The following is a 21,162-nucleotide window of genomic DNA, read 5'->3' on the forward strand; positions in this document are numbered from 1 at the left end:
GCTCATGCTTGAAGTGTATCAGTTGCATAAAGAAATCAATGGAAGGGAAATTCTGAAAGACATCCAATTTACTATAAAAGATGGAGGCTCTCTGGCCATTGTAGGTGAGAGCGGTAGTGGAAAATCTACGCTGGCCCAACTGATCATGGCATTGAAGCAGCCGACATCAGGCCAAGTCCTATTCAATGGGCGATGCTTGCCTAACAAACGAATCAAATCGTATAAAGAATGGTATCGTGACATTCAGATTGTTTTTCAAAATTCAGCCTCAACGTTGAATCCTTCGATGAGCTTGTTTCAGTGCCTGGAAGAGCCATTAATAAACTTTACAAGCTTGAAAAAGCAGGAACGTAAAGAGAGAGTTTTGGAGTATTCGAGTAAGGTCGGCCTTCATGAGGACCTACTTAGAAATCGGCCAGGCAGGCTAAGCGGAGGGCAATATCAAAGGGCATGTCTGGCAAAAGCATTGATCATTCATCCAAAACTATTGATTTGCGATGAAATCGTCTCCAACCTTGATATGTTATTACAACATCAGATCATTGAACTGCTTAAGTCCATTCAGAAGGAAGAAGGGTTGTCCCTACTGTTCATTACTCATGACCTATCGCTTGTACCTGGATTGTGCACGGATATTCTGGTTTTGAAAGAAGGGGAGAAGGTTGAGCAATTCCGTGCCTCTTCCCTCCGTGATGAGGGAGAGCGAGACAGTTACACCATGAATTTGGTTAAATCAACCGAAATGCTTGAAGCTGCGTGGAAGCAATATGTATTATGACTCATTGAGAATTTGTCCATGCGAGCATGTTATGGGCCCAAGGAGCAGCCTTTTTTGGCATGTTCTTGGGCCTTTTCAAAGATTGTTGAAATCCATATGAAAAATCTATATGTAAATCGATGAAATCCTTCTAAATTGATTATGCTAACAGGCAAATTAGTTCAATCAAGCCACTATACTTTGGGAAGAATTAAGCTTGAGATTTTGTACAAAAGGTATAAGAAGTCGAAGGGAGTCGCGAACATGGATGAGTACGGGGCATATCATATGAGAACATCAAGGGCTATTTGTTTATAATTATCTTTTCCATTTACACTTACTGGATAACAACCTAATCTTAAAGTACAGCCGCTAGAATGAGCGATACGATCAACATATGCCATGACTAGTATTCCCTATCACATAATCATAGAGGACGTACGAACAAGGAGGTTCCATGATGGTTGATGTTTTTGCCGTAGTTGATATCATTGTCAAGCATATTAAGACCCATTACCCCCAGGATGTTGCGATTGTCGGATATTACGGATCATATTTGCAGGGGAGGGCGACAGAACGATCGGATTTAGACTTTTTCTTCATTCCGGCCACACCTAGAGGAAATCAAGTGGAATTACAGTTTATAATCGACGGTATTAGTTTTGATTTCTGGCCTATCGGATGGGATCGTGCTGAAAGGATGTCAACCTCTGAAGATTGGAGCACGACCATTATTGCGGACTGTGAACTACTGTATGTGCGTTCAGAAGAAGACCTAGCGAAATTCATGAAACTCCGCGAGACCATATCTTCCATGGGGGAGCCGTCCAACACGCTAACATTGATCAACAGAGCTGAGGTTGTCGTGCGAGATTGTTTTACTAGCTTGATGAAGTTCCGACTTGCCGAAGACTCCATGGATTTACCCTTTTGCCGGATACTGGCGCAAGAAATTGCCGCTAACATTTTTAGATCTCTTGCGTTGTTAAACCAAACGTACTATATACGCATGTGGGGTCATTATCGCGAGCAAGTCAAAAATCTCCCAATGAAGCCAGACCAACTGGATCTCTACCTTGATACCATGATGTTCAGCCATTCTAAAGATGAAATCAAGTCTGCTTGCGAGAAACTGACTTTAGACACTCTTGATCTAATTTCAGAACGAAGAAACAAGCTCAAAGGATTACGTTCTTACCAAGATTGGATGAAGGGATACTACGAAGAGGAAAAAGGAATGCTTAACAAACTCCTAACCGCTTGCGAAAATGGCCACTATGAAACAGCGTTTTTCGTTGCTACAGGTGTACAAGATGGTTTGGCACGTATTTTGTACGCAGCCGAAAAAGGGCGCTGGCCTGGTATTTTCGATTTGGGGGAGTATCGGGAATTTTATCATCGCTTTGGGTACCCAGATCTCACTGCGTTTCTGGATCCCAAAGATCTCGAACCGTTGCGAATAGCAGTTCTGCAGCTTATAGAAAAATTAGAGAATCACCTTAGAACAGAAGGTGTATCTTTAAACCAGTTCGACTCTGTTGCTGAATTCGAATCATTTTATATAAACAAAATTTGATTACATGTCGAAAACATGGGGCTGGTTATAGAGAAGGAGAAAGGAAGAGTGTAAAGACGTGACAGTACAATTTCGGCCATATAGGGATGAGAGCGATTACATGACTCTTCGCAAGGTCATCACCCAAAAGTTTGTCGATCCGAACCGCCGGTTTTATCCGAGTCTTGGAGATTTTGACTACAACCGCGCCTTCGGCGGTGATAAGTTCCTTCAAAGCCTGACAGTATGCGAAATCGAAGACGGAACGATCATCGGTGCTATCTGGCCGGGGCATTATCGAATTATTTATTGCTTTACCAGACCTGAATACGTTCATCTGGAAGATGAAATATTCGCCTGGACGGAAAGACACTACTGCGGTCCGTCGCTTGAAGATCGGAGTGGACTGGAAGTTTATATTTGGGCTTATGTCGAGGATCATCCCCGAGTAGAGACGCTGAAGGCAAGGGGATACGAGCAACATACTTGGTACATGTTTTCCGGGGTAATAGATTTGGAAACTGCCAATCACGAGCCTCATTTTCCCGAGGGGTTCAGGGTTCGTCCGATTGAGACTGGTAATATTGCGCAAAAGGTTATGATCATGAGAGGTTCAGCTGGGTTGACTGCGCCGGATATGGAGATTTACCGTCGTTTGATGTCCTGTCCAACGTACAGTCAGGAATTGGACTTGGTTATATTAGACGAGGCGAATAAAGTCGTCGGCTTTGCAAATATCTGGCTCGATAACGAGAACAACATCGCGATTATCGAGCCGTTCGGAACGGCTCCCACGCATCGAAGAAGGGGATTAGCGACAAACCTCTTGTACGAATGTATGCGCCGGTTGAAAGAATTCGGCGTCAGCAAGCTCTACATTAATCATGGGGGAATGTGGACGTTGGATCCTGAACCGGATGCCGCGATGCACGTCTACACGAGGGTTGGCTTCCAAGAACTTGGGAATATGTTTGTATGGTGTAAGTCATTCTCATGATAGTTTAATTTAAGGACGGGCAGTTGAGATCTCACCTCGACTGTCCCTTTATTTTGTACGCCCACCATGGGGTCGATCATTAGTTGTGACACAATCTATAAAGCTACATATTTCTATCTACTAAGATTGTCAACACTTTTTTATTACTGAGAATTATGGACCTGTTGTGGATATAATCAAGCAAACTATCTTAATTGGAAAAGAGGTTTAGAATCAATGAATAGCAATATTATTTGGGGGATAGTATTAGTAGCGCTGAGTTTGTTTCTTAAGCCATTATTAGCGATTGTGGGGCTGAATGAAAGGTTGTTCGGATTGCACTGGCAAGGTGAAACTGTGTTTTCATTGAGTCCATTCTTAGTTCGGATTATTCTAGCAGTAATTGGGATTATCATGCTTATCATCGGCGGTAGGCAAGTTGCAAAACAGAAGAATAAATAGTTGGAAGGATTGAGAGCACAACAATTGATCTTGCTACAATATTGAACATTTAAAACCAAGGTATTGAAGACCGCAAAAAATTATGTTAATCCCCAAACGGGGATTTATTAATGTTCGTAGAACAAAAGGAATTAGTGAGGCTCCTGTTGTATGTAATTATCACGATTTACGGAATGTGACGCATTGTCGAGGGACAAGAAAATGGTCCCATTACCGATTAGATAAATATCTAACTAAATTTCACCGTCTCAAAATTATTGAGACAAGCCTTTTATTATATGTGAAGTTTCAACTAACGTTGTTTTCTGAAATCCACTGGGCTTACAAGTCGTATCGTATGGAAAAGAATCTAGCTAAACAATATACTAGCTATATAGTTTTTTATTGAGGTGAATATCAAATGGATGAAATCGATGAATCAAAACAAATTGTATTACAAATCGGCGGTGCATTGAAAAAGTACAGAAAAGAAAAAAACATGACCTTAGACGACTTATCGGAATTAACGGGCGTAAGCAAACTTACTCTGGGAAATATCGAACGTGGTGAAACAAATCCAACTTTGGCGATTATATGGAAAATTTCAAAAGGCATATCTTTACCGCTATTTGCTTTGTTCAAATCAGAAGACCCTGTTAATTTGTATCGAGCAGGCGAGGGACTGCGGTTTTCTAATGATGAAAAAAATTGGATCATTGAACCAGTCTTTAAAAGCAACGATATTGAAATGTGTCGGGCATACTTACAGCCAAATAGCTCCTATTACCCTGAAGGTCATCATGTGAATACAACTGAAATTGCGACTGTAATGACTGGTTCCATTGAGATACAAGTCAATGGAGAGATTTACACATTGAATCAATATGATACGATCAGTTTTCGTGCAGATTGTCCTCACTCTTATACCAATCATACGAATAGTGAAACAGTGCTCCATATATCCTTAAAATATGGTTTCTAAAAGTCGAAAATTCCACTTATTAAATACAACTCCGAATTCCATGACAGGGATTCAGAGTTGTATTTTTGTTTTTATATGAGTTTTAGTATGATATAAAATACTTCTTGTTTAAAATAGTATATTATAATATACTTTTGTTGTTCGCGCGGATGTTATAGTAAAGTTTTTCAATCAGCAGGAAGCACATAATACGTAAGGATTCAGGAAGGAGAAATGGAGAATGCCGAATAAACAAAATAAAAAAGCCGTACCATCCTCTATAGGGTTGATCATTCTCGGCATTATTTTTATTGCAGCTAATTTACGTACTCCCTTAACCTCAGTCGGTCCTTTAGTGAGTCTTATAAGGGATGACGTTCATATTTCAAATACATTAGCAGGTCTGATCACAACGGTACCCTTGCTTGCCTTTGCTTTATTATCGCCTCTAGTACCAAGATTAGGACGAAGGTATGGGGTTGAACGTATCATAATGATCGCCCTCATCTTTCTGACTGTAGGTATTGTAATACGTTCTTTATCTGGCGCAGCGAATCTGTTTATTGGGACAGCAATTCTTGGATTCGCAATTGCCGTATGTAATGTATTATTGCCAAGTATAATCAAAAGGGATTTCCCCAATAAAATTGGCTCCATGACAGGTGTTTACTCCATTTCAATGAATTTATGTGGAGCAATCGCATCTGGAATCAGCGTGCCTCTAGCCGTGAACGCAGGTCTAAAATGGCAGGGAGCATTGGGAATATGGGGGATTCTAAGCTTTGTATCGATCCTCTGTTGGTTACCCCAATTAAGAAATCAAACGAAGCAAACAGCCACGACGAGTCAACAGATGGCCAGCAACGATGTGAATGTTTGGAGATCCCCGCTTGCCTGGCAAGTAACCATGTTTATGGGTATACAGTCCATGGTTTTCTATGTGTTGATCGCATGGTTGCCTGAAATTTTAAAGCAGCAAGGAATTGACTCAAATCAATCAGGATGGTACCTATCGATCATGCAGTTAGCTATGCTTCCATTTACCTTTATTGTCCCCGTTATTGCTGGGCGCATGTCTAGCCAACGGTTGTTAGTGGTCATCACAACTATTTTGCTTTTGACGGGAACGATTGGACTTCTTTACGGAAGCTCCAATATCATTCTGTTGTGGATCATCATGCTCGGTATTGGTGGAGGCTTCGCCTTTAGTTTGGCCATGATGTTTTTCGGGTTACGTACTGAAAATGCACATCAAGCAGCGGAACTGTCTGGCATGGCACAATCGATCGGATATCTTCTTGCCGCAGTGGGTCCTGCTCTTATAGGATATCTGCATGATGCGACAAATAGTTGGAACCTGCCACTTTTCATTCTGCTTGGCGCTTCGGTCTTACTCTCTTTAGTCGGTATGGGAGCAGCAAGAAATCGTTTTATAGGTAGCCGAAATAGCTACGAGCTGCCACGGAAAGGATGATAAATATGTTTGACAAAATTATGGTGGCCATTGATAAAGCTGAAATAACGAACAAACTCCTCGATGCAACCATTGAAATAGCCCGAAACAAACAAACTCAAGTTATCTTGGTTAATGTCAGCCAGGAATATGTGTCGAATGGCATGACATATGTACCAGAGAATTTCTTGGAAGAAATATTGAACGAAATGGAGAAAGCGAGTTTGGAACTGCTGCAACAAGCCAAATCTAAATTAAAATCTGCGGGGATTAACTCGGAAACCGTTCATCTTAAGGGAGATCCTGCACATGAAATATTAAATTATGCAAGGGATACCGAGCAGCAACTTATTATTATCGGAAGCCGTGGGCTAACGGGCATAAAAGAAATGATGCTTGGAAGTGTCAGCCACAAGGTTTCACAGCTATCCAATTGCCCAGTCCTCATTGTACATTAACCCCTTCGGGAACTGAAAAAATGAAGCATTATTATACTAATGGGGAACGTTATAGTTGAATCATACAGCGGCATTCTAGGATATTTGTGTCCTACAATGCCGCTGTTTCTATATCCCTTTAGCTGCTCAAATGCTGACGCTGATGATGACGGGAGGGAGGAACTGTCACTACACGATGCTCCACAACGATCACTGCCGTCTGGAAAAACCTGAGTGACCAGCGTCCCTATAAAAAACCAAACTTTATTTGATGTAATGTGTTTTTATATTTAGATACGTAAAAATCTTAGTTCGGAGGAGAAGTAATGCAGGAAAAAAGAAAATCAAATATTTTGATTGGAATCTTAATTTGTCTTATAATTATCGCTCTTAAGCCAGTCCCCTCATCTCCTAGTAATTATGATACTGTTCCATCATTCGTCAGCGAGTCAGTTATACAGCTAGCTGAGAACAGAATAGCCATAGTTGAAACAGAAACTAATTCTGGACTGAGAGGAAATATAATTGTTTTAGAGTTCAATGAGGACAGGAAGACCTTTGAACCTATTGGAAGATATAATTATCTTGATTTTTTTACGAATCCTGAAAAATACAATTTCTAGATTAAGAATTTGAATTTTTAAAAACTCGTTGCTGATTTAGGGGACTGACACCAAAGCGTGAGATAAATTAAAACACTTTCAAGAGAACTAAACCAAAACCATGTCGTAAGATATGGGGATAACCTTGGAGGTGTTTTTGTGTTGGCAACAAAGATTCGGTCCTCGATAAGTAAGGGAATCGAACAACTTCTATATAGAAACCATAGAGGATCATACGGAAGGGTTGCTGGTGAGCTTACGTGTTCGGCAGCCTGAGGAATTGCTGCATTGGGTGCTCAGCTGAGGAGGCGGAGTGGTTGTGCTGAAGCCGGAATCCTTCCGACATCGGGTTAGAAACGAACTGAAAAAAACGTTAAAACGCTACTGACATAATGGTGTCAGTAGCGTTTTTCTATACTTCAAATAAGTAAAAGCTCGAATTTGAGCTTTTATTATATCTCTTGTTGTAACTATTTGTGTTATACAAGAAACAATACAATTATTATGGGGGAATCGAGAATGAAAATTTTAGTTACTGGCGCTACTGGCAAACTAGGGTCAAAAGTATTGGATGCGCTGTTGAAAACCGTTCCTGCGAGTCAACTCGCTGTAAGTGTCCGCAAACCTGAGAAGGCGGAAAGCCTTCGCGCTCGCGGCGTAGATGTTCGGTATGGGGATTTTGATCACCCGGAAACGCTGGATGCTGCATTTGCAGGGATTGACCGGTTATTGATCATTTCAACGGATGGGGACAATGAAACGAGAACTCTTCAACATACGAATGCGGTGGAAGCCGCTGCACGGGCGAAAGTAGGATTCATCGCCTATACAAGTGCACCGAATGCAATGGAAAGCAAGATATTCCTTGCAGCAACGCATCAGGCGACGGAGAAGGCGATTCTGGAAACCGGCATTCCTTACTCGTTCCTGCGTAATAACTGGTATTTGGAGAACGAGATGGCAAGCATTCAAGCTGTACTGGCTGGAGCGCCTTGGGTTACATCTGCGGGATCCGGCAAGGTAGGCGGGGTCCTTCAGCAAGAATATGCGGAAGCGGCGGCGGCCGTACTTGCCGGCGACGGACATGAAAATACAATCTATGAGTTGTCAGGAAAACTGCTGGCGCAGGAAGAACTGGCGTCCGCACTCGGAACCGTTTTGGGCAAAGAGGTTCTCGTCCAGCAAGTAGATGATGCCACCTATGCCGACATCATGAAAAAGGCTGGCGTACCGGACTTCGTTATTCCGATTCTTGTAGGGATTCAGCAAGGTATACGGGAAAGAGCTTTTGAGGTGGAAAGCAACGATTTCGATAAGCTGCTTGGCCGGCCATTAACGCCAACGAACGAAGCCCTAAGTCAACTTGTACAAGGGATCTCCTAAACAGCGCACCACCCTTCTAAATGCAAACAAGAAGCCGTGCGCTCCCAAATCCTCAGTTAACCGTTCTTTTTAAGGGACGGTTTTTATCATTACTGGCACATAGAATTATAAGAAAGAAAAAACAGCATATAATGTGACAATGTCGAGGGACAAGAACAAGGTCCCATTGAAAGTCGTTAAATTAGCAGCTTTTTTTTATCGGAACAAGTTCTTGTCCCGATTGCCGAAAAGGAAAAACACGGTCCGATTACCGATTAGATAAATATCTAACTTATAGATAAATATCTACTGAAGTTTACAGCTATGAATTAAGCTAACGGGCAGGATAATTAGAAGGGCTCGTGATGGTTTGCTTGCTTTTAATGGTATTCGAAATAATTATTTGTATTATCTAGTTGTATATGAAAAAAATACTCCTGGCTAAGCATATGATTGCTAGACCGGCAAGTATAAATGGAGATATTACCCACGACGGACTCACAAACCTATCAAAATATGTTATACTATCCCATATTTGTTCATCCATGGATAGACTTATGAAGCTGTTGATCGTAGAGGACGATATTGGGATATCGTATACAAATGCAAGAGTTATGCAGGATGAAGGGCATAAGGTTACGGAGTGTCATAACGGAGAAGAGGGCTTGCATCACGCATTGTATGGCGAGTTCGATTTAATTATTTTGGATATTATGCTGCCTAAGGTTGATGGATTTACGTTCATCCAAGAGCTGAGGAAGCAAAGAGTGGATACCCCGATTATTTGTCTGACGGCAAAAGACGGATGGACGACCGGGTAAAGGGGTTAACGTTCGGAGCGGATGATTATGTGGTGAAGCCATTCGAGATTCCATAGCTGATCGTCAGAGCTAAAGTGCTGCTGCGTCGTTATGGCAAGGTTAATCAAGAAGAGCAGATTAGCTACGGCCCGATTGCTATTCTATTACCGAATTTGGGGCCTAGATTCGGAAGCGGGAATTGGCATCGTTGAGCTCTATGTCCATTATCTTCGGAAGAAGCTGTCTTCATGGCATGCCGATCAATATATCCAAACCGTAAGAGGTTTGGGCTACATACTCAGAATAAACGAGTAGTTTTTCAAAGGGGAGATTAATGCATGAACCTTGAGAGACAGCTGTTTAAGAACACTAGATTGACTATTTTATTGGCAGCAGGGCTACTTGTTTTGCTGACTGTATGTGGTTTGTTATGGCAGACCCAACATCAGTCTGAGAGTTTCGACACATTGCTTCAGAAGATGGCGTTTGTTACGCTTAAGAATGACCCTGAGAAACAGCTTTATTACGGTGTGAAAAATGTGGAGGGAATCCGATCGGATCCCACTAAGCTTACGGACTTGTCGGATGCCGATTACGAACAATTAAACGAAAAGAGAAATGGTTTTCTTAAAAAATTGAATGACTATGATGCTGCCAAACTTTCCCCGGAAGACAAACTCACCTACGATATCCTCAAATGGAACCTAAGCGCGGAGCAGCAAGTATATAAATATTGGGATCTGGACATGAATGATTACCTTTCTCTATCCACTTTTCCGGCGTTTTTCGCGAACAATTATTCGATTCGCAATCAAGCAGATGCAAAAAATTATATCGTTGCGCTGAACGGGTTTTCGGATAAAGTCGCGCATGTCATAGATAGAATTCAAGACAGACGGGAGAAAGGTATTGTCCCTGCTTCTGAATTTCTTAAGGAAATGCTTACGAGTTACAGCAATTTGCGGAATACGAAACCGGAAGAAACGATTTTGTACAGTTTATATGCAGAGAAATTAACCGAGTTAAAACTCGATCCCTCCGAAGATGAGAAGCTGAAAAAAGCGTTAGCGCAAACCCTAACCGATCATGTACTGGCTTCTTACGGCAAACTTGCCGATTTGATCCAAAATGATCTTCTGAAGCAAGAATCCGTGAGCCAAGGAATCTGGAGTCAGCCGGGCGGCAGCGAGTATTATTCTGCAAGGCTCAAACTTACTACGGGTACGGACCTCAGTCCTCAGGAAATTCACGAAATCGCTAAACGCAAGGTAGAAGAGATTGTGAAGGAGCTAAGAAGCGGGGCTTCGGGTCAAGTACAGACTACATCTGCAGCCAGATTCCTAACCGGAGATGAATTGCTGCAAGCGTTAAATAGCAGTCTGTCGGATGCCACGCCCTACTTGTCCGATTGGTTTGAAGAGGAGCTTATCCCGAACCATCCAGTGGACGTGCGGTCGTATTCGGCTCTTATCGCATCGGCAGGTGGAATGTATATCCCCTTATCTATAGATGGTGATAGGAGCGGGAGATTTGTCATTCCGCTCGAAAACCCTACTTCCGAAGAAATGGTTAAAATGCTTGCGTTGCATGAGGGTATTCCAGGACATCACTTTCAATTTTCGATTCAATATGATCAACCAACCATTCCATTTATCCGCAAAATAACGATGACGCCTGGATACGTAGAGGGATGGGCGGTCTATATGGAAAGCTTATGCGCGGAGAAGAGCGTGCTTGATCGGAACACGGTACTAATCCGTTTGGGGAATCTTTCCATAAACACCGTGATAGATACGGGTATCCATGGGCTGAAGTGGACAAGAGAACAGGCTAATGAGTATCTGGTGAGGGTCATCGGAAGGGGGGACGATGCTTTTATCGACAGTGTCATTGCTTTTCCCGGAAAAACAATTCCCTACACCATCGGATATGATCAATTTGAATCTCTTCGAGAGAAGGCGGAAAGCGAACTCGGGGATCGCTTCGATATCAAGGCATTTCATTCCGTTCTTCTTCGAAACGGTAATATGCCTTTTCCGATATTGGAGCAGCAAGTGAAACAATACATCAAATCCGCCAAATAAAAGGAGAGTAGACCCCGGTATGATTAAACGACGCTAAAACATCGTTTTCTGAATAGGTTAATTTAAATGCTATATCCTATAAAAAATAGTTCACTCATTTTCAATCACTTGTCTTAAAGAAGGTCTCTATTATGTAGTTTTATTCATCCTTTCATTAAACTAACGGGTAACGTTAGATGAAAATGGCATGGAGCAGTTTGCCGGTTGGCACCGTCTCCCGTTGCCTTACGAAACACAGTTAGTATTGTCTGAAGTTATTCCTCGTCCTAGAATTAATACCGTGCTCGTTTGTACTTGCATTTCATGAAGACGCATTGTTATGAAGTAAGTGCCCATATTCAGAGAGCTACATGGTCTTTTATTCTGCAAGAATCAGCTTGATGATTTTCAAAATACTTATGAAACAAACGGAAGAGGGCTGTTCAAACCAGAAGATGCATTAAAAATTGCTTGTATTCGGTCCGGCCTGGACTGTGCACATTAGCAATCCATGAGAAACTGGGCCTGCTTTTGGATGATAAAATGTAGACAAAAGGAGGCTGCATATGGGACGTATAATCCTGATGATGAATGTGACACTTGACGGTTGCTGTGACCACACGCAGGTGATTGCGGATGAGGATCTCCACCAGTATACGGTGGACCTGATGGACCAGTCTGATGGTCTGCTTTTTGGACGTGAAATCTACCAGTTGATGGAAAGTACTTGGCCAGCCATTGCCAGTAGCGGCGACGGACCTCAGTTCTTGGTCGACTTCGCACGCAATCTCGATCGGAAACCCAAGTACGTCTTTTCGCGGACGCTGGATCACGTGTCGTGGCAGAACTCTTTCTTGTTGAAGGGGCCTGTTTCCGAGGAGGTGCCACAGCTTACGGCAGAAGGGAAGAACCTAGTCGTTAACGGCGGTCCCGGCCTCGGTTCCACCCTGGCACAACTAGGCTTGGTGGATGAGTATCACTTCCTGGTACAGCCAATCGTTGCCGGACGTGGCCCCCAATTATTGGGGGGAGTTCGTGACCGACTGAATCTGAAGCTGACCGAGACCAAACCTTTCGGCTCCGGCGTCGTGGTGCTCCGCTACACGCCCGTTCGTTAACTGCCTGGCTGATCACCGTGGCTTGACACTGCCAGACAAATATATACGTGCACAAGATGTAGCCGGCAAACATTTGTCGGCTGCTTCGTTTATATCACGAGAAGCATCTCTGTTTCCAACTTGGTAGGGTATAGTTAACGTGTGTACTGTAGGGCAAAAAACGCGGAGGAAATATGTGTCGTCTTCAGCATGCCCCTACAATATGGCCCTTTAACGGAATAAAGACTATTATTTTTTTCCTTCCGATAGCTTTCTATATAATGGAGCTCTAGGTACAGGGCAATAAGATTGTCCCATTGAAAGTCGCTATTTCAGCGGCTTCTTTGATTTAACGGTACAAGTTTTTGTCCCGAGTCGAGGACAAGAACTTGTACCTATAGGTTTTTAGAATGTCCTTTGGTTATGAAGCTGATATATTTCACTGACAAGTATACAAGTTGGGATTATTTAACCTTATTTTCGTGTACAATTTACCGTAATGGACAAGAACTTGATCCGATTACCGATTAGACACATATCCAATTAAAATTCGACAGCTCTTTCATTAAACGAACGGGCAGGTTAGTGGAACAAAGTGTCTAAGACTCTTCTTACACTAAAGAATAGAACTACGGTATAATTCGGTAAAATATTAAATAAAATCGTACATAAGCTTTAACCAAAGGGTGACTAACTTGAAATTACATATTGACTATCCCCATGATATTCCGATTGATGCGTTCCAGTGGACACCGGAAACCACGCTGGAGCCATTCCATACGCATACCAGCCTGGAAATCGGCTGCTGCATTTCAGGCAGCGGTGTTTTTTACTTTGAGCAAAAATGCTATACCGTGCGCCCCGGAGATATTTTCATTGTGAACCAGACGGAGCTGCATATCGCGCAATCCGATGAAGTCGATCCCAGTACGTTTATCTTCATTAATTTTGACCCCAGTATACTGCTCCTTGAAGATGAAAAGCTGCTTCTCCCCTATAGCTATCAGTCTGAGAAATTCCAGAATCATATTCCGGCGGAGACAAGCCTTGCCTGTCAGCTGCAGCCCCGCATCATGACCATCCATGAAGAGCTGTCACAGCAGGATGTTGGCTACCTGTCAAGGGCACGCAGCATATTAATTGATATTAGTGTGTTGCTGCTTAGAAATTACATCGGCTCCATTTCAAGCGAGCAGTGGAGACGAATGAATCATTCGTATCGGGAACTGAGACAGATGCTCGAATTTGTGCACCGGCATTTTGGCAGTAATATTCAGCTTGCGGATGTAGCACAGACAGTAGGTTGGTCGCAGGCCCGGACATCCCGTTTATTTCGAGAGTACACGGGAAAAAGTTTGCGGGATTATCTCGCTCAGCTTCGGCTGAGTGAGGTAAAAAAACGGCTAGTCACCACCGATGATCTGATCGCGAATATTTGCTTTGACTGCGGATTTCAGAGTATGGCTTCGTTTTATCGTGCTTTTCATGCAAATACGGGTACATCTCCGAAAGAATATCGAGAAATGAACGGCTTAAGTGAGGATTTTGAGAAGTTAGGGGACGCTAATGAGAAGTCAAAATAAAAACGCTTACTTATAATAAGGAGACAGGCTTTACTATCATAATTCTAAGGATGATGGTGATAGGAACCACCATTCACCGAACAGTAGCAGGATATGAAACTTTTAAGATCAAGGAGGGCTTGGGGATGGTTGCTTACCATGCGGATTATATAGAACGCGTGTATGCAGGATGGCTTGGTAAAGTGATTGGCGTACGTCATGGTGCGAATATTGAAAATTGGACGTATGAACGGATTGAAAGGGCTTTTGGAGAGATCACGGATTATTTATATGATTTTAAAAATTTTGCGGCTGACGATGACATTAATGGACCGCTTTTTTTTATGAACGCTTTGGCAGATTTACCTCTTCATCAAAAAGTCACCGCAGAGGACATGGCCAAGGTATGGTTGAACTACATTGCGGATGGTCACGGTTTTTTCTGGTGGGGAGGTTATGGTATATCCACAGAGCATACCGCTTACCTTAATTTGAAGCATGGAATGACAGCTCCGCAATCGGGATCACAGGAGCAGAATTCGCAAGCGGTGGCGGAGCAGATCGGCGGTCAAATTTTTAGTGATATCTGGGGTTTTCTGGCCCCGGGTGACACAGAGGCAGCAGCGGATCTGGCCGAGAAGATGTCATCCGTATCCCATGACCGCAACGGGATTTATGGAGGGCGATTTGTGGCAGCCTGCTGTGCTGCAGCATTTGAGTCTTCCTCGGTAAAAGAAGTCATTCAGCGGGCACTCACAGCGATTCCTGAAGACAGCAGTTACAGTGAGGTTGTCAAGGGTATTATCCGTTTTCATAACGAACAACCTCAGGACTGGCGGGCATGCTTCCGCTATATTCAAAGCCATTACGGGTATGATCGTTATCCGGGCATATGCCACATCATTCCGAACACAGCTGTAGTTGTGTTGGGGCTGCTATATGGGGATGGCGATTTTTCCAATTCTATAAATATCACCAACATGTGCGGATGGGACACAGATTGCAATGTCGGCAATGTCGGAGCCATCGTGGGAATTTTAACGGGATTAACCGGTATTGGTGAGCAGTGGACAGCACCGATCAATGACTTTGTATGCGCTTCCAGTGTTGTGGGCTCCCGAAACATTCAGGACATTGCTTCTGTTGCCGGGCAGACGGCTGCGATTTCCAAAAGGTATTTTCTGGGACAGGAACTGCCGGACAAGCCGGGGGTACACGCGCATTTTGATTTCGAACTTCCTGGCTCCACGCATGCCTTCCGTAATCATTATCCGCAAGGATTGCCTGTGACGATGGTATGTAAAAATACGGACAGGATCGCCTTCAGTGGAAAACGTTCTCTTCAGGTGACTATAAGCTCGTTAGTAGGGGGAGAGAGCTACCGGACCTATCTCAAGACGTACTACACACCGGAGGATTTTAATGACAGCCGTTATGACCCAAGCTTTACACCGGTATTTTATCCAGGGCAAAGCGTTTCCATGAGTGTGTACATTTCGCAGGGAGATGAGGAGCTGGTCGCCGTACGTCTTTATGCGCACAACCTTCAGGATGGAACCCGGGTATATGGGGAGCGGACGGTATTGCCAGTTGAGAAATGGACGACGCTAACCTGGAAGGTTCCGCGGATCCCGGGGGCCATATTGTCGGAGGTTGGCGTGGAATGGATTCCGCTGGCTGAAATTTTTGGGCAACCGAAGTCATTAACGGCTTATATCGATGATGTTCAATTATGGGGCGAGCCTGAGATCGACATTTCTTTTGCTTCCGAACAGCTGGAGGTATGGCCGACATTACGTCAGGAGGTCAGACAGCTGACCCATCTCCGCGGCTTATGGACATTGGAGAACGGGCTTCTAACGGGAAGCGGGGCTGGAGAATCTGCAGAAGCCTACACAGGGGCCCATTATTTTAGGGATTACACGTATGAGGCTGCAATTCGTCCGGTCATCGGCTTGTCCCACGGGATACTGTTCCGGGTTCAGGGGGCAGCTCGAAGTTATGCAGCGGTGCTCAAGCAAGGCCAGCTGGCTCTGATGAAAAAAGAAGGAACGAATTGGCGTCCTTTGCAGGAGGCTCCTTTCATTTGGCAGCACGGTGCAGATTATCGGATTTCAGTCATCGCAGCAGGAAATCGTTATTCCATTTCTGTAGACGGAGAACTTCTGCTGGACTATACCGACCATGAGAACCCGTATGTGAGCGGTCAAGTTGGATTCATAACGATGGACAGCAGCCGAACCGCTTATGTCGATTACCACATCCATCCCAATAGACGATAGAAAGAAGGGTAACTATGAAACGGGGTCTGAAAAAAGATTTTACACTGCTGGCGATTACAATGATTCCTATTGGGGTTGCGATTAATGTTGTGGCTTATCAGTTAATGACCATTTTGAAAATGCCGATTTATTTGGATGTAATTGGGACATGTATTGTAGCTATGGTCGCAGGGCCGTGGGTGGGATTGGTGACAGGGGGACTTGGCAACGTCGTGAATGGGATGCTGAATCCGGTGTCGATCCCTTTTGCCATCACATCGATGGCGATCGGATTGACCGCAGGTTACCTGTCCAAGTATCGGATGCTAGTCAAGCCCTGGAGAATCATCGTTTCCGGCCTATTGATTGCCGTCGTCTCTTCGGCAACGTCCAGTCCGATTCAAGTCATTTTGTTTGGAGGAGTAACGGGCCAAAGTGGTGATATCGTGATGGCCACATTGCTGGCCACGGGCAAGCAGATTTGGACCGCCGTATTTTCGCAAACTCTGCTGCTCGGTGTTGTAGATAAAGTGCTGGCTATCCTGGCAAGCTCCTTGATTGTATATAAAATGACTCCACAGTTCCTATCTAAGATGCATTACGGCGACATTTATATGCGTTCCAAAAAAATGAACCGGAAGGGAGATCAGGTGAAGTGAAAAAGTCCATTCTTGAACTCTATCCGACAACCAAGCTGCTGGGTGTACTTTTTGTAATCATCTCCATTCTGATCGTACCGGGGTATGCTTATCAATATGCCATTCTTCCGATATGTATGGTCATTGCCTTGCTGGCTGGCGTCTTCCAAGGCTTTTGCAGTCTGTTTTTTAAAGGTGTTACACTGATCGTGCTCTTTATTTTTATTATTCAAGGCTTCTTCTACCCTGGTGAAACGGTTCTCTGGGCAGGCTGGATATTCAGTCTGAAACTGGAGGGTTTGAACTACAGTCTGCTATTAACATCCAAGATCGTTGCCATCACAGCTTCGATTATCTTGTTCTTCCAAATCACAAAGACGAAAGATCTGATTATCGCCCTGGAAAAAATGGGAACGCCGAAGAAGGTCACTTACGTGATTATGTCTACTCTGCAAATCATTCCGCAGATGCGGAAACAGCTGAATGTCATTATGGATGCCCAACGTTCGCGCGGGGTGGAGACGGAAGGAAGCCTGAAGATCCGGGCCAAAGCCATCGTCCCCGTGCTTGGCACCTTGATCATCTCGTCTTTTGAGAATACACAGGAACGCGTAATTACACTGGAATCCCGTGCGTTTACGACCCAGCGTAAAAAAACGAATGTTACTGTATTGCCCAAAGGGCCGCTGGATACGATTGTAAGGATCGTGCTGCTGCTGATGCTTGTATTGATCATCTGGAAGGGGGTTATAGGATGAGCCTGTTGTCCATGAAAAATGTATCGTACAGATACCCCATTAACAATTGGAAATCCTTGAAGCAGGTGACGCTGAACATTGAAGCTGGCGTTTTTTACGCTGTCATCGGTGCAAACGGAGCAGGGAAAACGACGCTGTGCAGCGTGTTCAGAGGTTTTATTCCCCATTTCTATAATGGAGAGCTGGAAGGGGAAGTGCAGCTTTACGGGAAAAATCTGCTGCAATACGAGTTGGCGGACATTGCCTCCCGGATCGGCTACCTATTTCAGAATCCCTTTACACAGATTAGTGGCGCCAAAGAGACAGTGTTCGAGGAAATTGCCTATGGGTTGGAAAATTTAGGGGTGGAACCCGCTGAAATCCGCAAGAAAGTTGAAGACGTGATTGCATTGCTGAAGCTGGAGAAGATCGCGGAGTCTAATCCAACGGAACTATCCGGCGGGCAGAAGCAGCGGGTGGCTTTTGCCTCTGTGATCGTCATGGACCCTGAGGTGATCATTATCGATGAACCGACATCTCAGCTTGATCCACAGGGCACCGAGGAAATCTTCCGTATTATCGATCTTATGAAGCAACGGGGAAAGACCATCATTCTTGTGGAGCATAAGATGGAATGGATTGCAGAATATGCAGATCAGATCATCGTGATGGAAGACGGACAAGTCGTTATGCAGGGAGACACCCAGTCGATCCTAAGCAATCCGAAAGTCATGGAGCACGGGGGTTCACTGCCTCAATATGCCGAGGTGGGACTGAGACTGCTCGGGGAGGGGGGCACCAATCAGGTTCCCATTACCCGGAAGCAAGCAGAACATGTATTTTCTCAGCTAAAAAAAGGGGGGACTGAATAATGGCTATATTAACCTTGGATCAGGTTTCTTTCCGTTATCCGAACGGTACAAACGCGGTTGATCATATTTCGATGTCCTTCCAGGCAGGGGAAAAGGCAGCCATTATTGGACAAAACGGAGCCGGCAAGACAACCGCCGTGAAGCTGATGAACGGACTTTTGAAGCCTTCATTAGGGACCGTCACCGTTGATGGATGGGATACGAAAGAGCACACAACGGCTCAAATTTCTGCGAAGGTCGGATACGTTTTTCAAAATCCCGATGATCAGCTGTTCCATGAGACCATTTACGAAGAGGTTGCTTTCAGCACGCGGCACCTCAACGTTGATGCTGCAGAGGCCAAGAAAATAATCGCCACGGCACTGGAACTGACAGAACTGACGGAATATGCGACTCTGCATCCTTACAGTCTTCCTTATTCGATGCGTAAGTTTGTGACCATTGCAGCGGTTATTGCAATGCAGAGCAAGGTCATTATTCTGGACGAGCCGACAGCAGGGCAGGATGCCCGTTCATTGGACCGGCTGACTCGTATCATTGATTATCTGACAGGAAAAGATAAAACCGTCATTACGATTACACATGATATGACTTATGTGGCGAATCATTTCGAACGGGTTGTTGTCATGGCGAATGGACATGTCCTTTCGGACAGTACCGCGAAAGAAATCTTTTGGCAGCCTGCGCTGATGCAGGAAAGCCATATCCAGGCCCCGCCTGTAAGTCAACTGGCGTCCGCATTGTATTGGCCCGGCCAGATTGTTACCGTGGACGAATTTGTGGAGTACGGCAGTGGACAGGTTCTAGAGAGAATGGATTCCATGTAATAAATACTTCCCCACTGTGTTGTGGATGGGGAAAATGATGACTGTGCTTTGATGGAGCTGAGGAAATGTTCAAGTCATCTCCATAAAAGATGGTGACGATTTTGAAGAAGGTGTCTAGATTACGTAGGAGAGGGTCAATTGACCTTCTCCTTTTTCATGCCAGTTGCTTCGCTGCAGTAGTTCCAAGTTAAGCCAGAGGATACGAGAAGTTGCAGTTGGGGAATTATTGTCGAGGGGCAAGAACATGGTCCGATTACCGATTAGATAAATATCTAACTGATTGAAACTCGGAGACAATTTGTTGACAATTTGTTCAATAAACGATGATATCTCTGGACTATATTAAATATATGAAACTAAAAATTGATTTTCGTATTGTTTTGGAGAAGAAAAATCGCTGTTCATTCCCAGACTCTAAACGTGTAGAAGAAAGTATAAACATCCGAGGCTTGGCATCCTTATCTCGCAAAAAAACTTCTGCTAAAGTCTGTACTGAGAAAGTATGTTGATAGACATTTTTGTTATAACGAGCTGGAAGAAACGGTGTCGATCCCCACAATCGAAGTACAACCAGACGTTAATTCAAAGTGATAATAGAACACTCTGTTGTAAATTCAGTGAAAGTTGGAGGTATGGAAAATCTATGATTGTATCTTTTAAAGAAACAAAAATGGTACTTGTCTTGCTCGTTTTGTTAGTAACCATTACAGGATGCTCCGCAGAAATGCCTGTATCGTCAAATGAAGATCATTCTTCAACTAGTCTACCTCAAAATACATCCCCCACAACCGAGACCGGGAATGAAACACCACTTGCCGAAGTGACGAACATACCATCAAACCCACCGGTTGAGTATGATCCTGCCTGGCCGGATCGAACGGCGAGGTCTTCTAACGGGCATCTTGTGAATAGTTGTGTTCCAGGTGAGCTACGCGATAAAGCAACTACATTGACAACCAGTGATGGGGTGTATCTGTCGGCACTTGTGCTTGGTAGCGGAGATAAAGGAATCTTGCTTGCACACGAGCAAGGCTATAACATTTGCTCTTTTCTTGACATGGGAACTGAACTGGCAGACAGTGGATATCTAGTCGTTATTCCTGAATATCGTAATCACGGTGCCTCACAGAATATTCAAGAGGATAATCAACATATAGATCGTGATGCAGATGCAGCCTTAAGCGAACTCAAACGATTGGGTGCAAAGAAAGTATTTTTGGCAGGAGCATCATGTGGCGGTAGTACAGCAATCATTGCAGGCGTTCGTCAAGAGCTGCCTATTGAGGGGCTAATCATTCTTTCTTCTCCTGCACAATGTGGGCCCCATGATGCAATTCCAGGTGTCAAAAAGATTAAAGCGCCATCCCTGTTTGTTTTTTCACCTGGTGATTATGGAGGCTCAATTGAAAAAGAAGTGCGCAAATTATATCAAGCATCTGGAGCAACTGAAAAAGAGCTAGTTGTGGATGAGAGCGGTTATCACGGAACAGATATGTACCATAAGGGAGAGCACGGTGATGCATTAAAGTCCAAGCTCATTGACTTTGTTAAAAAGGAATTTAATTAGAGTAAACTCAAAATGAGGGTGTTTAATCTGAGACGTCAGTGTTGGTCGGCATTTTCTCTTGGATCCTATTGCGTATTTCAATAGTTCATCAAGTTTTGCTAATATTTCAGTACGTTACACTGGGAAGTATACCGTTCAGAGAATGGAGTGATATAAATGGAAAATTTCGAGGGAAGACCAGAAATAACACCACA

20 protein-coding genes are annotated in these 21,162 nt (G+C 43.9%); all 20 read left to right on the forward strand.

All coding sequences use genetic code 11. From position 1 onward, the window contains the following. Positions 1–4: 4 nt before the first annotated feature. The 20 genes from ABEW73_RS10760 (at position 5) to ABEW73_RS10855 (ending at position 20,968) form a co-directional block, all read left to right on the forward strand. On the forward strand, positions 5–778 hold the full coding sequence (locus ABEW73_RS10760; protein WP_430167484.1) for an ABC transporter ATP-binding protein: 774 nt from the start codon (positions 5–7) through the stop codon (positions 776–778). 436 nt (positions 779–1,214) lie between these two features. Then, positions 1,215–2,333 carry a hypothetical protein gene (locus tag ABEW73_RS10765; RefSeq protein ID WP_430167486.1) on the forward strand — a complete coding sequence of 373 codons (1,119 nt, stop codon included), beginning with the start codon at positions 1,215–1,217 and terminating at the stop codon, positions 2,331–2,333. 58 nt (positions 2,334–2,391) lie between these two features. After that, positions 2,392–3,309 carry a GNAT family N-acetyltransferase gene (locus ABEW73_RS10770; protein ID WP_430167489.1) on the forward strand — a complete coding sequence of 306 codons (918 nt, stop codon included), beginning with the start codon at positions 2,392–2,394 and terminating at the stop codon, positions 3,307–3,309. A gap of 216 nt (positions 3,310–3,525) precedes the next feature. Continuing rightward, positions 3,526–3,750 carry a hypothetical protein gene (locus ABEW73_RS10775; protein ID WP_430167491.1) on the forward strand — a complete coding sequence of 75 codons (225 nt, stop codon included), beginning with the start codon at positions 3,526–3,528 and terminating at the stop codon, positions 3,748–3,750. 400 nt (positions 3,751–4,150) lie between these two features. Beyond that, positions 4,151–4,711, forward strand: a complete 561-nt coding sequence (locus tag ABEW73_RS10780) for a helix-turn-helix domain-containing protein (protein ID WP_430167493.1) — start codon at positions 4,151–4,153, stop codon at positions 4,709–4,711. Positions 4,712–4,931: 220 nt separating this feature from the next. Next, entirely contained in the window at positions 4,932–6,164 is a 1,233-nt protein-coding gene (locus tag ABEW73_RS10785; protein ID WP_430167496.1) for a CynX/NimT family MFS transporter, read from the forward strand. Positions 6,165–6,169: 5 nt separating this feature from the next. Then, positions 6,170–6,601 (forward strand): universal stress protein, encoded by a 432-nt coding sequence (locus ABEW73_RS10790; RefSeq protein WP_430167499.1) that lies wholly within the window; start codon positions 6,170–6,172, stop codon positions 6,599–6,601. Between the two features lie 305 nt (positions 6,602–6,906). Then, a complete protein-coding gene (locus ABEW73_RS10795; protein WP_430167501.1) occupies positions 6,907–7,203 on the forward strand; it encodes a hypothetical protein in 297 nt (98 codons plus the stop codon). Positions 7,204–7,701: 498 nt separating this feature from the next. Next, complete coding sequence (locus tag ABEW73_RS10800; protein WP_430167503.1) at positions 7,702–8,565, forward strand: SDR family oxidoreductase; 864 nt, start codon at positions 7,702–7,704, stop codon at positions 8,563–8,565. 536 nt (positions 8,566–9,101) lie between these two features. Then, complete coding sequence (locus ABEW73_RS10805) at positions 9,102–9,365, forward strand: response regulator (RefSeq protein WP_430167506.1); 264 nt, start codon at positions 9,102–9,104, stop codon at positions 9,363–9,365. A gap of 90 nt (positions 9,366–9,455) precedes the next feature. Then, the gene (locus ABEW73_RS10810) at positions 9,456–9,659 is read left to right on the forward strand and encodes a winged helix-turn-helix domain-containing protein (RefSeq protein WP_430167508.1); all 204 of its coding nucleotides are present in this window, start codon (positions 9,456–9,458) and stop codon (positions 9,657–9,659) included. A gap of 23 nt (positions 9,660–9,682) precedes the next feature. Beyond that, positions 9,683–11,428, forward strand: a complete 1,746-nt coding sequence (locus ABEW73_RS10815; RefSeq protein WP_430167510.1) for a DUF885 domain-containing protein — start codon at positions 9,683–9,685, stop codon at positions 11,426–11,428. A gap of 545 nt (positions 11,429–11,973) precedes the next feature. Beyond that, positions 11,974–12,525 (forward strand): dihydrofolate reductase family protein, encoded by a 552-nt coding sequence (locus ABEW73_RS10820; RefSeq protein WP_430167512.1) that lies wholly within the window; start codon positions 11,974–11,976, stop codon positions 12,523–12,525. 665 nt (positions 12,526–13,190) lie between these two features. After that, entirely contained in the window at positions 13,191–14,087 is an 897-nt protein-coding gene (locus ABEW73_RS10825; RefSeq protein ID WP_430167515.1) for a helix-turn-helix domain-containing protein, read from the forward strand. A gap of 125 nt (positions 14,088–14,212) precedes the next feature. Further along, positions 14,213–16,348, forward strand: coding sequence for an ADP-ribosylglycohydrolase family protein (locus tag ABEW73_RS10830; RefSeq protein ID WP_430167518.1), 2,136 nt, complete (start codon positions 14,213–14,215; stop codon positions 16,346–16,348). A 14-nt stretch (positions 16,349–16,362) separates the two neighbouring features. Beyond that, the gene (locus ABEW73_RS10835; RefSeq protein WP_007432050.1) at positions 16,363–16,986 is read left to right on the forward strand and encodes an ECF transporter S component; all 624 of its coding nucleotides are present in this window, start codon (positions 16,363–16,365) and stop codon (positions 16,984–16,986) included. Then, complete coding sequence (locus tag ABEW73_RS10840) at positions 16,983–17,723, forward strand: energy-coupling factor transporter transmembrane component T (protein ID WP_430167521.1); 741 nt, start codon at positions 16,983–16,985, stop codon at positions 17,721–17,723. Before ABEW73_RS10835 ends, ABEW73_RS10840 begins: the two co-directional genes overlap by 4 nt. After that, positions 17,720–18,574, forward strand: a complete 855-nt coding sequence (locus ABEW73_RS10845; RefSeq protein ID WP_430167523.1) for an energy-coupling factor ABC transporter ATP-binding protein — start codon at positions 17,720–17,722, stop codon at positions 18,572–18,574. The genes ABEW73_RS10840 and ABEW73_RS10845 overlap by 4 nt, the downstream gene beginning before the upstream one ends. Beyond that, positions 18,574–19,401, forward strand: coding sequence for an energy-coupling factor ABC transporter ATP-binding protein (locus ABEW73_RS10850; RefSeq protein ID WP_430167525.1), 828 nt, complete (start codon positions 18,574–18,576; stop codon positions 19,399–19,401). Before ABEW73_RS10845 ends, ABEW73_RS10850 begins: the two co-directional genes overlap by 1 nt. A 643-nt stretch (positions 19,402–20,044) precedes the next feature. Further along, positions 20,045–20,968 carry an alpha/beta hydrolase gene (locus ABEW73_RS10855; protein WP_430167528.1) on the forward strand — a complete coding sequence of 308 codons (924 nt, stop codon included), beginning with the start codon at positions 20,045–20,047 and terminating at the stop codon, positions 20,966–20,968. The last annotated feature ends 194 nt before the right edge of the window (positions 20,969–21,162 follow it).

This window comes from Paenibacillus lautus, from assembly GCF_050482385.1.
In the GTDB taxonomy this organism is placed as follows: Bacteria; Bacillota; Bacilli; order Paenibacillales; family Paenibacillaceae; genus Paenibacillus_AQ; species Paenibacillus_AQ lautus_B.